This window comes from Mucilaginibacter sp. A3364 (genome assembly GCF_059690715.1).
Genome location: NZ_JCAWED010000001.1, coordinates 2,164,150 through 2,180,108 on the forward strand (window position 1 = coordinate 2,164,150; position 15,959 = coordinate 2,180,108).

11 protein-coding genes are annotated in these 15,959 nt (G+C 42.3%); 9 read left to right on the forward strand and 2 right to left on the reverse strand.

Annotation, left to right across the window (positions count from 1 at the left end):
* Window positions 1-18: 18 nt before the first annotated feature.
* Window positions 19-1,200 (forward strand): AIR synthase related protein, encoded by a 1,182-nt coding sequence (locus AC59JT_RS09635; protein ID WP_497398178.1) that lies wholly within the window; start codon window positions 19-21, stop codon window positions 1,198-1,200.
* 242 nt (window positions 1,201-1,442) lie between these two features.
* On the opposite strand, the gene AC59JT_RS09640 is transcribed toward AC59JT_RS09635, so the two are convergent.
* Window positions 1,443-2,600 carry a hypothetical protein gene (locus AC59JT_RS09640; protein ID WP_497398180.1) on the reverse strand — a complete coding sequence of 386 codons (1,158 nt, stop codon included), beginning with the start codon at window positions 2,598-2,600 and terminating at the stop codon, window positions 1,443-1,445.
* A gap of 17 nt (window positions 2,601-2,617) precedes the next feature.
* The gene (locus AC59JT_RS09645) at window positions 2,618-5,158 is read right to left on the reverse strand and encodes a TonB-dependent receptor (protein ID WP_497398182.1); all 2,541 of its coding nucleotides are present in this window, start codon (window positions 5,156-5,158) and stop codon (window positions 2,618-2,620) included.
* A gap of 387 nt (window positions 5,159-5,545) precedes the next feature.
* Here AC59JT_RS09645 and lpdA point away from each other — a divergent pair, with 387 nt between their 5' ends.
* From lpdA to smc, 8 genes are all read left to right on the forward strand, one after another.
* Window positions 5,546-6,931, forward strand: a complete 1,386-nt coding sequence (gene lpdA, locus AC59JT_RS09650; protein WP_497398184.1) for a dihydrolipoyl dehydrogenase — start codon at window positions 5,546-5,548, stop codon at window positions 6,929-6,931.
* Between the two features lie 119 nt (window positions 6,932-7,050).
* Entirely contained in the window at window positions 7,051-7,890 is an 840-nt protein-coding gene (locus AC59JT_RS09655) for an MBL fold metallo-hydrolase (protein ID WP_497398186.1), read from the forward strand.
* 139 nt (window positions 7,891-8,029) lie between these two features.
* Complete coding sequence (locus AC59JT_RS09660) at window positions 8,030-8,890, forward strand: sigma-70 family RNA polymerase sigma factor (RefSeq protein ID WP_100341901.1); 861 nt, start codon at window positions 8,030-8,032, stop codon at window positions 8,888-8,890.
* Window positions 8,891-9,312: 422 nt separating this feature from the next.
* Window positions 9,313-9,978: an ATP-binding cassette domain-containing protein gene (locus AC59JT_RS09665; RefSeq protein WP_497398188.1), complete on the forward strand. Its 666-nt coding sequence runs from the start codon at window positions 9,313-9,315 to the stop codon at window positions 9,976-9,978.
* 4 nt (window positions 9,979-9,982) lie between these two features.
* Complete coding sequence (locus AC59JT_RS09670; RefSeq protein WP_497398190.1) at window positions 9,983-10,768, forward strand: PhzF family phenazine biosynthesis protein; 786 nt, start codon at window positions 9,983-9,985, stop codon at window positions 10,766-10,768.
* Between the two features lie 190 nt (window positions 10,769-10,958).
* Entirely contained in the window at window positions 10,959-11,477 is a 519-nt protein-coding gene (locus AC59JT_RS09675; protein WP_497398192.1) for a hypothetical protein, read from the forward strand.
* Between the two features lie 11 nt (window positions 11,478-11,488).
* Window positions 11,489-12,262, forward strand: a complete 774-nt coding sequence (locus tag AC59JT_RS09680; RefSeq protein ID WP_497398194.1) for a hypothetical protein — start codon at window positions 11,489-11,491, stop codon at window positions 12,260-12,262.
* Between the two features lie 149 nt (window positions 12,263-12,411).
* Window positions 12,412-15,954, forward strand: coding sequence for a chromosome segregation protein SMC (gene smc / locus AC59JT_RS09685; protein WP_497398196.1), 3,543 nt, complete (start codon window positions 12,412-12,414; stop codon window positions 15,952-15,954).
* The last annotated feature ends 5 nt before the right edge of the window (window positions 15,955-15,959 follow it).

The window sequence follows — 15,959 nt, forward strand, 5'->3', positions numbered from 1 at the left end:
AAGCTGTATATTTGCCAAATGATCTCATCGCAACGCTATGACCAAAGAGGCGTATCGGCCTCTAAAGACGACGTACACAACGCTATCAAAAATATTGACAAGGGTATTTTCCCACAGGCGTTTTGCAAAATAGTGCCCGATATATTAACCAACGACGAAGCTTACTGCAATATTATGCATGCCGATGGCGCGGGTACCAAATCGTCATTAGCCTATACTTACTGGAAAGAAACCGGCGATATTTCTGTTTGGCGCGGCATTGCGCAGGATGCGATCATCATGAATTTGGACGATTTGCTTTGTGTAGGCGCTGTTGACAATATCCTGTTATCATCAACCATAGGACGTAATAAAAACCTGATACCGGGCGAAGTTATTGCAGCTATCATCAACGGTACCGAAGAAATCTTGGCCGAACTGCGCGAAGCCGGTATAGGCATTTACAGTACCGGTGGCGAAACTGCCGATGTTGGCGATTTGGTGCGTACTATTATTGTCGACTCGACCGTTACCTGCCGCATGAAGCGTGAAGATGTAATATCTAACCATCGCATTAAAGCAGGCAACGTTATTGTGGGCCTTGCATCATACGGACAAGCTACATACGAGAGCGAATACAACGGCGGCATGGGTTCAAACGGATTGACCTCTGCCCGTCATGATGTGTTTAATAAAACCATCGCTCAAAAATATCCTGAAAGCCATGATGGCGCTATACCGCATGAGTTGATCTTTTCGGGATCGAGATCATTAACTGATAAAATAGATATTGGCAACGGGCAAAGCATTGATGCCGGCAAGCTGGTACTTTCCGCTACGCGTACCTACGCCCCTATTATTAAACAAATACTGGATAAATACCGCAGTCAGATTGATGGCATGGTACATTGCAGCGGCGGCGCGCAAACCAAGGTGCTGCACTTTGTAGATAATGTGCATATTATTAAAGATAACCTGTTCCCTATCCCACCGCTGTTTAAGCTGATACACGAGGAATCAAAAACAGATTGGCAGGAAATGTATAAGGTGTTTAACATGGGTCACCGTATGGAGCTTTATGTGCCCCAAGAAATTGCTCAGGACATTATCAGCATATCAAAAAGCTTTAATGTTGACGCACAGATTATCGGTCGTGTCGAAGCGGCTGATAAAAAGCAGGTGACTGTAAGATCAGAATTTGGTGAGTTTGTATATAACTAAAAGAAATACGCTATAATTAAAAAAGGCCGCTTCATTTTAAAGCGGCCTTTTTTTTGGACCTCTCAGCAGAGTCTCCTGAATAGGGACCTGCGCGTGCTTGCCCCCTGATCGCAGGGTACTATATCCGAGAGACGCTGCTCATACGAAATGCTTCGGCAGGATCAAACGAAGCCTTTTTTACGCCATAAAAAAACCCGCTTCAAATTGGAAGCGGGTTTTTTGTTATGATATCACTTTTATAATTACGGAGCAATTACAAAAGCAGTACCGTTGTATACGTAAGTTTTTGTAGGTGTAATATTAGCACCGTTATAAGCAGCATAGGTCATTACAAACTTTTGGTTTGGAAGGCCGGTTACATATTTGTTTTTTAACAGCTGTGATATACCTTCGGTTATCTGGGCATCAGTCCAGGTAGTTGTACCACCCTGGATGTTGAAGTTACCAAATGAAGCAAGGTTAGCCATAGCAGCAGCGCTACCTATGTTAGGTATAGCGGCTATAAAGTTATAGTCGGCTTTAACCAAAGTATAACGTACTGTATTATCAGGTACCCAAACGCCGTTGGTTTTTGCAAAAATAAGCGGGGTAGCAGCAGCAGGCTTGGTAGTCCAATCGGTACCGTTGTAAGTTAACACAACAATACGCTCAAAGTTGTTAGGAGCCGAACCACCTGCAAAATAACGGTAGCTAACGTATTTAACATCGCCTGCTTTTGCAGTAACAGAAACTGACGGATCTGCTTTTAAAAGCGTATTTACATAGCTTGGAATAAGCGGAGCATCAGCAGCAACAAAGTTATTGTTGTTACCACCTTTACCTAAGGCGGTGTATTGGGCTGCAGTGATGTGGTATATTCTAACCCAGGCACCACCCATGTACAGGTATGAGTGCGTTTGAATGCTTGATGCACCCTGGTCAAAAAAGTTAAAAGTAATTACAGCTAACCTGTTTTCGGTCGTACCAGGATATTTCAAACCTAAAGCAGTGATCATTTGGGCAGCGCTTAAGTTAGTAAACGCCGGGTTGATTAATGCGTAATCGGCAGGTTGAAAAGTGTAAGCAATATTTGCATACAATGAGTCAACCGGTTTAACAGCAACAGGTTGAGTACCGTAGGTTACTGTAACTGTCGATCCTTCATTATAATTAGTGTACTTTTTAGCCAAAATTGTCGGGATGCTGGCTTTAGCATCATCCAGGGTTTTGAAGTATTGCGCCGTTTTAGCGTAATCTGTGGTTGGCAATAAATTGTAATCAGCAGCCGCTAAAGTTAAATTAACAGCTAATGCCGGTTTTGGCAAATCACCTAATTCTTTATAGGTGTTATCCATAGGGTTACAGCCGGCAAACGATAATGCGACAGCTACGCAGGATAATAAATAAATAATTTTTTTCATACTCTTAATATTTTCAATTAAAATTTAACTCTCAAAGTAGTAGTGATCGTTCTGCCGATACCGTAGAAAACAACGTTGTTAGCAGCTTTTCCTGAGTTGGCAGCATCTAACGCGTCTGCAATGTAATTAGTATTGAACACGTTGTTCATGTTACCTATCAATGACGCGTTTAAGCCGGCAAATTTGAATTTAAACACAGCATTTAAATCAAATAAGTGGTATGACGGCATTTTCCAGGTGTTAAGTGGCTGCGCAGTAGCACTGCTATTTGATACGCTGGTGTAAGCAAAATCGGCGTAGTAGTTAGTATAGTAGTTCCAGTTACCACCAATTTTCAGGTCAGAGCTAACGTTAACATCTAAGTTTAAACCACCGGTAGTTTGTGCCTGGTCGCCAACTTTCAAACCTTTTAGGTTATAATAAGTAGCACCACCTACAGGTTGGTTAGTTTCGGTAAGTACTTGTACCGGGCCTACGCTGTTAGTGTAATACCAATCGCCTATAGAAAGCTGGCCTGATAAGGTTACGTCTTTAACAGGACGCAATTTAAAGTCAAACTCAACACCCTGGTGCAACTCATTTATGCCGTTAATGTTAGCATACAATTGCTGGCCGGTAACAGGATCAGGTTGTGATCTTGGAGCGGTTGATCTGTCTCTGTAGCTTGTTCTGTATAAGTTAACGTTAGCGCTGAATATTGCACTGCGGTAACCGTAACCCAATTCATAGCTTAATAATTTTTCGTTTTTAGCTACCGGGTTTAACACGTTGGTGTTATTTAAGTAAGCAGTGTTAAAAAACGGCGCTTTGGTTAAGTAACCTACGTTAGCAAAAACGTTATGGTGATCATCCAGGTTGTAGTTAGCACCACCTTTAGCCTGGTAGCCAAAGTAATGTTTAAACGGCGTAGTTTGCATTGGGTCACTATCAAGATAGTTGAAATGGTCTATCCTTTTGTATGAAGTGTTTGAACCCGCAACTGATATAAAACCGGTCAGATTATCTTTTGAATATTCTGCTTGTAAGAAACCACCTTCCCAGGCAACGTTACTATCGTTATTGTAAATAATTTTATCACCTACCCTGGCATTTTTTACAGGGTTGTTGATATCACCGTTACCAACGCTAACTCTGTTATCAATTAGGTATTTAGCACCTAACAAGTCGGTAACTTCGGTAAAGTGACGACCGATGTAGTAACGGAAGTCGATACCAGCTAACAGGTCAATTTCAGGAGTTAGTTTCTTTTTGTAAGTACTGATAGCACCATACCACTCGTGGTCGTTACGTGCAGCACGTAAGTAGTTAATTGCCGAACCGTCAGGGTTTGCTACGTTAGCATCCTGGATAGCATCAAAATCAATTGGCGAGTAAGCATCACCTGTTCTAGGCGCGGCTGCAGGTGCAAGGTTTGATGAACCACCGCCACCGGTACCTTTTGATGCGTATAATACTGTTGATAAACTTGAAGTTTCGTTTATCGTCCAGTTATGGTTTAATGATATAATTGGTTTGGTGTAGAAGTTATTACGCAGTGTTAAAAACTGGCCGTTTCTGTAACCCCAATCCGAGTTGTATTTAATTCCTTGCGGAGCCAGACGATAAGACTCGATAGAATTTTTGGTTGAACGCTGACCGTGAGTTTGCTGCGCACCAATTAAAGTTAATGATAAGGTATGGTTTGCGTTTATAACTTTAGAAGCGTTAAAGAAATAGTTATAACCAACAAACTGCAAACCGTCCGCGTTACCGTTACCTTCGGTTTTAGCTGCTAAAGCCGAGAAAGCCCAGCCTTTTTCATTTAAACCGGTTGATAAGTTGATAGCAGTTTTTAAATAACCATCGCTACCGATTGATTGTGCAACCGAACCGCCTTTAACAGCATCAGTTGTACGGGTAACTGTATTAATAGTACCACCTAATGAAGGCACAGCAACTTTTGATGCACCTAAACCACGTTGTGCCTGTACTACCGAAGTAACATCGCCCAAAGCAGACCAGTTTGACCAAAATACAGCACCGTTCTCCATATCGTTAATTGGCACACCGTTAATTAAAACCGCAACGTTGGCTTGCTTAAAACCACGGATGCTTAAACGCGAATCGCCAAAACCACCACCTTGCTTGGTAACCATTACACCCGGAACAGATTTTAGTACCTCAGGAAACTCTTGGTTACCAATTTTCTCTTCGATAAATACCTGGCCAACGCTTGAAACAGCGATAGGGGTTTTTCTATCAACAGCTACTGAATTTAAGCTGGCTGATATACTTACCTCTTTTAGCGAACCTGAAACAGGCTCTAAACTAATGGTGCCCAGATCGGCACGGGTAATGGTAATTTCCTGTGTTTTGTAACCAATGTAAGTAGCTACCAATACGGCGCTGCCACTGGTTGAAGCATTGATCTTGAACGAACCGTCAAGATTAACGGCACTTGCCTGTGATGTACCTTTAATAGCAACGGTAGCGCCAATTAGCGGCTCTTTGGTTGCAGCATCTACTATACGGCCTTTAACCTGCGTTTGAGCAAAGGTTACCGTTGATAGTAAAAGCATTGAAAAAAATAACACAGAACATCTTTGTAAAAAGTTCCTCATACTTTGTTTTTTTAAATGTTTTAAATTAACTAAAAAATTGCAGTGCAAATATAAATGTAATCCCCTGTCTTAATGTTAAGTTAACATTAATAAATTCAATTATTTTTTAGGTTTTTATCAACATTTAACATACATATTGCATTAATCATAAAAATCAAACCTTTGGTGTGTAAAAATGGTACCATTTTATAATTTATTAACCCACAGTTAACCTATGTTTTACGTAGACTTTATGGGCATTTTATGATAGTATGATGATGTAATAAATCGCATCTATTTTCTGCTTTCAGGCCTTTTACTTAGCTTTGGCTTTCAAAACATAAAAACAAAACAGAATCTAACAGTATGAACTACGATGTAATTGTTATAGGGTCGGGCCCGGGTGGCTATGTAGCCGCAATTCGCGCTTCCCAATTAGGTTTAAAAACCGCAGTAGTTGAAAAAGAATCATTAGGCGGTATTTGCCTTAACTGGGGTTGTATACCAACCAAGGCTTTATTAAAAAGCGCCCAGGTTTTTGAATATATAAATCATGCTGCCGAATATGGTATAAAAGTGCCAACCGGCGAAGTTGATTTTGAAGCTGTAATTAAGCGTAGCCGTGGCGTAGCCGATGGCATGAGCAAAGGCGTTCAGTTTTTGATGAAGAAAAACAAAATTGACGTTATAAACGGTTTTGGTAAAATTAAAGGTAAAGGCGTTGTTGAAGTAAAAGGCACCGATGGCACCAAAGAAGTTACCGCTAAACACATCATATTAGCTACCGGCGGCCGCTCGCGCGAGTTGCCTAACCTAAAACAGGACAACAAAAAAGTTATCGGCTACCGCCAGGCTATGATGTTGCCTAAACAACCAAAATCATTGGTGGTTGTAGGTTCGGGCGCTATAGGTATTGAGTTTGCTTACTTCTATAACTCTATAGGTACACAGGTTACTGTGGTTGAGTATTTGGATAATGTGGTTCCTTTGGAGGATGAGGAAGTATCAAAAGCATTGGGCCGTATCTTAAAGAAACAAGGTATCAATATCTTGACCGGCTCAAACGTTGAATCTGTTGATACCAGCGGCGATCTTTGTAAAGTAAATATTAAAACTGCATCGGGCACCGAGGTTATCGAGGCCGAGGTAGTACTTTCTGCAGTAGGCATTTCAACCAACATCGAGGGTATTGGCCTGGAAGAAGTTGGCGTTAAAACCGACAAAGGCAAAGTATTGGTGGATGACTTCTACAAAACCAACATTGAAGGCGTTTATGCCATTGGCGATATTGTTAAAGGCCAGGCTCTTGCTCACGTAGCATCTGCCGAAGGCATTATCTGTGTTGAGAAAATTGCAGGCCACAAACCTGAGCCATTGGATTATAACAACATCCCGGGTTGTACTTATTGCAGCCCCGAGATAGCGTCTGTAGGTTATACTGAGAAAGCTGCCAAGGAAGCCGGCTACGAGTTGAAGATCGGTAAATTCCCGTTCTCGGCATCAGGTAAGGCCAGTGCATCAGGCGCTAAAGACGGTTTTGTTAAAGTGATATTTGACGCGAAATACGGCGAGTTCCTGGGCGCGCACATGATCGGCAACAACGTTACCGAGATGATCGCCGAGATTGTTGTAGCACGCAAATTGGAAACAACCGGCCACGAAATATTAAGAGCAGTACACCCTCACCCTACCATGAGCGAGGCCATAATGGAGGCAACAGCCGAAGCTTACGGCGAGTGTATACACTTGTAAATTTTAGTCAAAAGTCTTTAGCCGATAGTCAAAAGTTAATTATAACTTTAGCTATCGGCTTTTTTATTCACAAAAAATCGGACTACCGACTTTGGACTAAAGACTCCTGACTAAAACCTATGAAACTTCACACCATTGACACGGGCTTTTTTAAACTGGATGGCGGCGCTATGTTTGGTGTTGTACCCAAATCCATCTGGCAAAAAACCAACCCGGCCGATGAAAATAACCTATGCACCTGGGCCATGCGTTGCCTGCTTATTGAGGACGAAGGGCGACTGATATTGGTTGATACCGGCATTGGTAATAAACAGGATGCCAAGTTTTTGAGTCACTATTACTTGCATGGCGATGCTACAATGGATAGCTCGTTGGCAAAACTGGGCTTTCACCGGGATGATATTACCGATGTGTTTTTAACCCACCTGCACTTTGACCACGTTGGCGGTGCCGTTGCCCGCGATGGCGATAAACTGATTCCCGCCTTTAAAAACGCCACCTACTGGAGCAACCAGGATCACTGGAACTGGGCCGTGAATCCTAATGAGCGCGAAAAAGCTTCATTCCTGAAAGAAAATATATTACCGATAGAAGAAAGCGGGCAACTAAAACTGATTGACGCGGTGGACAATATTAAATTTACCGAGAATGTGCGGGTGCGTTTTGTACACGGCCATACCGAAGCGATGATGCTGCCATTGATCAATTATAAAGAGCAACAGATATTATATATGGCTGATCTGTTGCCTTCAGTTGGTCATTTGCCCCTGCCCTATGTAATGGCCTATGACATGTTTCCGTTGCAGACTTTGGCAGAGAAGAAGACCTTTTTACACGAAGCGCTTACCAATAATTACATATTATATTTTGAGCACGACCCGGTAAATGAGTGTTGTACTTTACAGCAAACCGAAAAAGGAATAAGGGTAAATAACGTTTTTAAATTAGATGAGATATAATTCGCCTACAAAAATCATGCTATTGTTAGCTGAATATAAGTAATATGTAATCTTTTTTTTTATACATAAAATAGGCAAACTTTTTCATATTTTTGCACGTTCAATTCTAAAACATAGAAGAATCGAGGTTTATAACTAGATGAGACAACTCAAAATAACCCAATCCATTACCAACCGTGAGTCACAATCACTTGACAAATATCTTCACGAAATTGGTAAAGTAGACCTAATCACAGCTGAAGAAGAAGTAATTTTAGCACAAAAAATAAGGGAAGGTGATCAAGCAGCCCTGGAGCGCTTAACCAAAACCAACTTACGTTTCGTAGTATCAGTAGCTAAACAATACCAAAATCAAGGCTTAACATTAGGCGATCTGATTAACGAGGGTAACCTGGGTTTGATTAAAGCAGCCAAACGTTTTGACGAAACCAAAGGTTTCAAATTCATCTCGTATGCCGTTTGGTGGATCCGTCAGTCTATTCTGCAAGCTATCGCCGAGCAATCTCGTATCGTACGTCTGCCATTGAACCAGGTAGGTTCACTTAGCAAAATAAGCAAAGCTTTCTCAAAACTGGAGCAAGAGTACGAACGCGAACCATCGCCCGAAGAACTTGCCGACATGCTGGAAACCACTGTTGACAAGATATCTGACACCCTGAGCAACTCAGGCCGCCATGTATCAATGGACGCTCCTTTTGTTCAAGGTGAAGAAAACACTTTGTTGGACGTATTGGAGAATGCCGAGCCAAACACCGACTCGATATTGATCAACGAATCATTATCTGAAGAGATCAAACGCTCATTGTCAACATTAACCGAGCGCGAGCGCGAGATTATTGTACTGTTCTTTGGTTTAGGTACCAATCACCCACTTTCGTTAGAAGAGATAGGTGAGAAATTCAACCTTACCCGCGAACGTGTACGCCAGATCAAAGACAAGGCACTGCAAAGATTACGTCATACCAGCAGAAGCAAAATTCTGAAATCTTACTTAGGTTAATCCTTACATAAAACATTGACTTCCCCCGGTTAACAGCCGGGGGATTTTTTTTGTCTGCTCCTCTCCTGCTTCCCTACACAATAAATTAACGTTTCGGTTGTTTAGTATATCATCACAACGCAATCATTGAAACGCCTAAGCACACTCGCGCTACAATTTTATCAATCCATTTGGTTATATAACCTGGCCTGTACAATCGTCATTATTTTTCTGGGTGCGCTCGCCGCAAGTAGTATTACCATATCCTTCATTTTATTTACCCGTGTAATGACGTTCGCGTCTGCCGCCGGCTTATATTACTTTACAGCTAAGGATAGCTACTTTTATTATCGCAATGCGGGCTACAGCGCAAGACGAATTCATCTTGCGGCCTTATTGGTTGACCTGCTCCTATTTTCCACGCTTTATCTTATCATTACCGTATGCTTACACTAAAAGTTGATAGCGTACAGCTGGCATTTGACGACCGCAAGATTTTACAAGGCGTTTACATCGACTGTAAACAAGGCGAAGTTGTAGGTCTGCTCGGTCGTAACGGATGCGGCAAATCATCGCTGCTCAAAATAATCTTTGGCTCGTTAGGCTCGTCATACAGGCATGTAAGTATTAATGATGTGTTTATACATAAAGGCTACCATAAAAACCAGATCGCCTACCTCCCGCAACACAACTATCTGCCAAAAAACATACGCATAGGCAAACTGGCGCCGATGTTAGTGGACGAGCAGTATTGGCAAGCCTTTACCGCTATCGACACCTACAAACATAATCTGCATAAAACAGCCGATGAACTCTCGGGCGGTCAATTACGTCAACTGGAAATGCTGCTGGTGCTATACAGCAGGGCCAACTTTATTTTACTGGACGAACCCTTCACCCATATAACCCCGGTACAAGTTGAGCATTTTAAACAGATCATCGAAACCGTAAAACAAACCAAAGGCATCATCGTAACCGACCACCAGTACCGCAATGTTTTAGATGTAAGCGACCGGATCATCCTGATTGAAAATGGTTACACTAAACCCATCAACCACGTTGACGAATTAATTACTTATGGCTACATTAGCAAAGTAAACCAGTTTTAAGCCTATGACTATTCCTATATACCAGGCCGATGCCTTTACATCGCAACTATTTGGTGGCAACCCGGCGGCTATTTGCCCGTTAACGGAGTGGCTACCTGACGAGGTAATGCAAAAAATTGCTGTGGAGAACAACTTAGCCGAAACCGCTTTCTTTGTAAAAACCGACAACGGCTACCTGCTGCGTTGGTTTACGCCCGAATATGAAATAGACCTTTGCGGCCACGCTACGCTGGCTACCGCCCATATATTGTTTACCGAATTGGGCTATCAAGGCGATACCATTCATTTTGAAACCGTAAAATCAGGCACGCTAACCGTAAGCCGCGACGATGATAAGTATGTGCTTGATTTCCCTTCGCGCCCTCCTATACCTATTGAAATGCCAAATGGCTTGGTTGAAGCCTTGGGTGGCTCACGGCCTGTAGCGGTATTACGTTCGCGCGATTATTTTGTGGTTTACCAGTCGGAGGCTGATGTGCTGGAGATAGCGCCTGATTTTTATGCTTTATCAAAAATGGACACCGTAGGCATAATTATAACCGCACCGGGTAAGGATGTTGATTTTGTATCACGTTTCTTCGCGCCGGGTGCCGGTATTCCCGAGGATCCGGTTACCGGTTCGGCTCATTGCAATTTGATACCGTATTGGGCAAAAGAATTAGGTAAAACAAAGCTACACGCCTACCAACTGTCCGCCCGTAAAGGCGAGTTATGGTGCGAGTTAAAAGGCGAAAGGGTATTGATGAGTGGTAAAGCGGTAACTTATTTGAGGGGCCAAATAACCATTTAAAGAAAGCAGATAGTTTAACAGCCTGAAAAACCATCAGCTATTCCGAATAATTTACAGAAATAAATATCATTTACCGAATTTATTCAACCTTAAACCACAAAAAATTTAATTTTTACGAAACCATACATTAAGCTGATTTTAACTTTAGATTTGTGTAAACAACAAAAAGTTTAACCTAAACATTAAAATCATGAAACACAAAGAACGCTGTGGCTTTTTGGCCGGAACCTCTAACTTTTTCAAAGTTATCTTAGTTTGTCTATTTGCGGTAGCATCATCATCGGCTTTCGCTCAGAAATCCGATTTGATGGGCAATAACTCTTCTACTCAAAGTTTAAATGAATCATACACAGAGGCCGAAATCATGGAGGAGTCAGACTATCTGGAGGAATATCCACCATATGATTACAATGGCATACCATCACAGCCATGGCTGATTGCCCGAAACAGATATTTTTTGTGGTTTATTTGGGCTATTGATAAGGTACAAGGCGACATTACCACAGGGATTCGTGCAATAAACCTGTCTGTGTATCGGGAAGGATATATAATTGGAGACTTTGCTGTAACCTCTAAAACCGGGTATAACGTTTGGGAACCTGGCAGTTCGGTTTATGTAAGCATAGTGTGTGAACAAACGTGGAATCTCGGCGGTGTACCTGTTGGCCGCACGTATAGTAATGGGTATACTCATTCGTTACCGCTTTAATATTTATTGGTATGTTGAAAATCCTTATTTTATCATTTTTAGCTTCGTTAGCGCTAAGTAGCTATTCTCAAAATTTCACAGATAAGGAGAAGATAGACGCAACTATAGCTTTTGATTTTACGGCCCATAAAGGTGAAGCTAATTTTAAACTTGCGGACACATTATTAGTTAGAAATTCCTTTGTTTTGGAGCCTACAAAAATATTGACTTTTAGAGGGGCAACCAATCATACTACTGGTATTACTACCACAGAAGCGCCTTTCGAAAAACTACAGTATTACTATTTAACGGATTATTTAAAACTGCGGGGAATGAAATTTAATGTAGATTCGCAAGTTACGCGGGAGAATATTAAAACATATACCAATAAGTCAAAAAGTTTGGGGTATCCAATTTCTTTAGAGCCTTTTTTCTTCAACAATGCCTATCAACCCGGCGATTATTCAAAGGTTTCCGATACCGTCTTTAACGGACAAAAGTGTTTTATAATAATGGCTACTAAAAAAATATCTTTTAATGATAACAAAACCGCGGATACAATATTATTCACAAAAATAATTATCAATCCTAACATTAAGAATCATAGCTATCCGTTTATTAGCAACGCCATAACTAAACAATTTGGTGGAGCCATTGTGTACACGCACTTTTACTATCAAAGTGGTATGGACTGTGTATTTACATACAAATACGCAACTGGCATTCCATCAGCTTACAAACAAATATTTGATAAGTATCACTCTCTTTATATTGCTAACGAGGATTTGTTTAGTCAATTGAAGTAGACAGAGCAACGGGTGTTTACGCCAACTTCAAGTTTTTAAAAATAAATGCTCCGAATGGGGCATTTATTTTTAAACATTAACCTTTCGCCTTTTACCTTAAAATCCTTATTTTGAAGCCCCGAATTTACACAGGGACGGATAAAGAATAGATGCAGCTTACCAAATTAGAGATCAAAGGTTTTAAGAGCTTTGGCGATAAGATCACCATTAATTTTAATGAGGGTGTTACCGCTATTGTGGGTCCTAACGGCTGCGGAAAATCAAACGTTGTTGATGCCATACGCTGGGTACTGGGTGAGCAAAGCACCCGGATGCTGCGTTCGGAGAAAATGGACAACGTTATCTTCAACGGTACCAAAAGCCGTAAGCCCGCCAACCTTGCCGAGGTTTCGTTAACGTTTGACAATACTAAAAACATCCTCCCTACTGATTATTCGCAGGTTACGCTAACGCGAAAACTGTACCGTAGCGGCGATAGCGAATACCGCCTGAATGATGTACAATGCCGTTTAAAAGATATTACCGACCTGTTTTTGGATACCGGTGTAGGCTCTGACTCGTACGCTATTATCGAGCTGCGGATGATCGAAGAGATCATATCCAACAAGGAAGGCTCGCGCCGTAATTTGTTTGAGGAAGCATCTGGCATCTCCAAATATAAGCTTCGCAAAAAACAAACCTTTAATAAACTGCGCGATACCGAGGCCGATCTGGAGCGCGTGGAAGATTTGCTGCACGAGATCCAGAAAAACCTGAAGATGCTGGAGAACCAGGCCCGTAAAACCGAGCGCTACTACCGCATTAAAGAGGAATATAAAACGCTGAGCATCAAACTGGCTTCGTTTAAGCTGGCTGCTTTCGGCGATTCGCTATCGCGGATAGAAGGCTTAGAGTTAAAGCAACGCGAAGAGAAAGCAGGCATTATTACCCAGATGGATAAGCTGGAAGCCGGTTTACAGCAGCAAAAACTGGATAGTGTTACACGGGAAAAAAACCTGTCTATCCAACAAAAAGCAACCAACGAGTTTGTAAGCAAGATACGCGCTTACGAAAGCGAGAAAAAAATAAAGAACGAGCAACTTAAGTTTCAGCAAGATAAAGAGAAACGCCTGAACGACGAACTGGAACGCGACCGCAATCAGCTGAACCACGTTTTGTATAACATTAAGCGTTTATCGGAAGAGAAAATTCAGGAAGAAGAAAACCTGGATGCGCTATCAACCAAAGTAGCAGACCTCAAAGTAGCCGTTGATGAACTGCGCTTAGAACAAACCAGCGCGCGCGACGAACTGAACGAGTTAAACACCACTACCAATAACCTGCAGAATCAGGCCTACAAGGCCGAAAAGGATATAGACATACTGCAAATACAAGAGCAGGCGCTGGAGCAGGAAAGCCAGCGTAATATGGAAGATGCTACCAACAAAAAGGTGGAGCTATCCCATTTTAACGAAGTAGTGGCAGACTTGCAGGAACGTACTTCCACAGTAGAGAACGCTTACAACACAGCCGTAGAGTTGGAAACCAAACTACAGGAAGAAATAACGACCATTGATACCGAAGCCGGCAAGGTTAAAGAAACCATCATTACCGAGAGCCGTAAACTTGACGCCAAACAAAACGAATACAACCTGACCAAAAGTTTGGTGGATAATCTGGAAGGTTTCCCGGAGTCTATCCGTTTCCTGAAAAACAGTAACGACTGGGCCAAAAACGCGCCGCTGTTTAGCGATGTGCTTTTCTGCCGCGAACAATACCGCGTGGCCATTGAGAACTACCTGGAGCCGTTAATGAACCACTATGTGGTTGATACGTATGACGACGCGGTTAAAGCCATTAATTTACTAAGTAACGCCGCCCGTGGCCGTGCTCAGTTTTTTATCCTGAGCAATTTTGTGGAGGAAGTACAGGGTTTCGGCTTTAAGGATGAAGGCAGCAGTAACCGCATACCGGCATTAAGCGTTGTTGAGGTTGATAAAAAGTATCAGCCGCTTTGTAATCACCTGCTTAAAAACGTTTACCTGGTAAATGACGAAAGCGAGTTAAGCAGCAATAATATCAGCGAAGGTTTGGTTTTAATAGCGCAAAGCGGAAAATTCAATAAAACCAGGTATACCATGGCCGGTGGTTCGGTAGGTTTATTTGAGGGAAAGAGGATCGGCCGCGCCAAAAATTTGGAGAACCTGGCTAAGGAGATCAAGAAACTAGAAGTGGAGCTGTTTGAGCTGAAAACCCGCTCCAACAGTCTGCAGTCAAAATCGGTTGAACTAAAAGCTGCCGGTAAAGCTGCCGAGATCAAACAAACACAGGACGAGCTGAATCGCTTAAATACCGAGTTGATCACCGTTAAAACCCGCCAGGAGCAATACGAAACCTTTATTGAGAACAGCCTTAACCGCAAGGATGATATTGCCAAAAAGATAGCTGGCATTAAGGAAGAAATGGCCAACCTGCAGCCGTTGGTGCTGGAGCTTAAAGAGCGCAAGCAGATACAAAGCGAGTTATTGCAAGATAAGCAAATCGCTTTTGCCGAGATCAACGAGATGCTTACCGTACGATCTAACGCTTATAACCAGGAAAATATCCGTTTCCATCAGCAACAAAACAAGGTATCAGGCTTGCAAAAAGATTTGGACTATCGCGACAGCCAGCAAGAAAACCTGGAAACCCGAATTAAGCAAAATGCAGGCGAACTGGAAGGTGTAAAGAAAGCTATACAGGAAAACCTGCAAATGTCAGACACATCTGACGATAGCCTGCTGGAAATGTACAGCCAGAAAGAAGAACTGGAAAAAGCCACCCAGGAAGCCGAACAGGATTACTATAAACTCCGCGGTGCCATTACCGAAGTAGAGGATAATATAAGCGCCCTGCGCCGCAAAAAAGAGAATAGCGAAACGATTGAAAACGAGCTGAAGGATGAGCGTAATAACCTGCGTATTGAGCTTAACGCGCTGAAAGAACGTCTTTCGGTTGAATTTAATATAGATATACAGGAGCTTGCCGAAAACGAAGTTCCCGAAGGCGAGAATGAAGATCAGCTAAAAGAACGCACCGAAAAATTAAAAAATCAACTGGATGATTTTGGTGCGATCAATCCAATGGCGGTTGAGGCCTATAACGAGATGAACGAGCGTTATACCTTCATCCAGAATCAAAAGAAAGACCTGGGTGAAGCTAAGGCTTCCCTGCTGGCCACTATTCAGGAAATTGATGATACCGCTAAAGAAAAGTTCATGACCGCCTTTACTTTAGTGCGCGAAAACTTTATTACGGTATTCCGTTCGCTGTTTAATGAGCAGGATTCATGCGACCTGATCCTGACCGAGCCTGATCGCCCATTGGAATCAGACATTGACATTATCGCGAAGCCGAAAGGAAAACGTCCGCTATCGATAAACCAATTATCGGGCGGTGAGAAAACATTGACGGCTACGGCTATCCTGTTCTCGCTTTACCTGTTAAAGCCCGCGCCGTTCTGTATTTTTGATGAGGTTGACGCGCCGCTGGATGATACCAATATTGATAAGTTTAATAACATTATCCGTAAGTTTTCATCACAATCGCAGTTCATCATCGTGTCACATAACAAACGAACCATTGCCAGCACCGATATTATATATGGTGTGACAATGGTTGAACAGGGAATTTCGCGTGTCGTCCCGGTAGATCTGCGAGAGTTGGCCGACTAGCTAAG

What these genes read in the sequence shown, in the direction of transcription:
- AC59JT_RS09635 (WP_497398178.1), top strand. Translation starts at nt 19, where the DNA reads ATGATCTCATCGCAACGCTATGACCAAAGAGGCGTATCGGCCTCTAAA.
- AC59JT_RS09640 (WP_497398180.1), bottom strand. Translation starts at nt 2,600, where the DNA reads ATGAAAAAAATTATTTATTTATTATCCTGCGTAGCTGTCGCATTATCG.
- AC59JT_RS09645 (WP_497398182.1), bottom strand. Translation starts at nt 5,158, where the DNA reads ATGCTTTTACTATCAACGGTAACCTTTGCTCAAACGCAGGTTAAAGGC.
- lpdA (WP_497398184.1), top strand. Translation starts at nt 5,546, where the DNA reads ATGAACTACGATGTAATTGTTATAGGGTCGGGCCCGGGTGGCTATGTA.
- AC59JT_RS09655 (WP_497398186.1), top strand. Translation starts at nt 7,051, where the DNA reads ATGAAACTTCACACCATTGACACGGGCTTTTTTAAACTGGATGGCGGC.
- AC59JT_RS09660 (WP_100341901.1), top strand. Translation starts at nt 8,030, where the DNA reads ATGAGACAACTCAAAATAACCCAATCCATTACCAACCGTGAGTCACAA.
- AC59JT_RS09665 (WP_497398188.1), top strand. Translation starts at nt 9,313, where the DNA reads ATGCTTACACTAAAAGTTGATAGCGTACAGCTGGCATTTGACGACCGC.
- AC59JT_RS09670 (WP_497398190.1), top strand. Translation starts at nt 9,983, where the DNA reads ATGACTATTCCTATATACCAGGCCGATGCCTTTACATCGCAACTATTT.
- AC59JT_RS09675 (WP_497398192.1), top strand. Translation starts at nt 10,959, where the DNA reads ATGAAACACAAAGAACGCTGTGGCTTTTTGGCCGGAACCTCTAACTTT.
- AC59JT_RS09680 (WP_497398194.1), top strand. Translation starts at nt 11,489, where the DNA reads ATGTTGAAAATCCTTATTTTATCATTTTTAGCTTCGTTAGCGCTAAGT.
- smc (WP_497398196.1), top strand. Translation starts at nt 12,412, where the DNA reads ATGCAGCTTACCAAATTAGAGATCAAAGGTTTTAAGAGCTTTGGCGAT.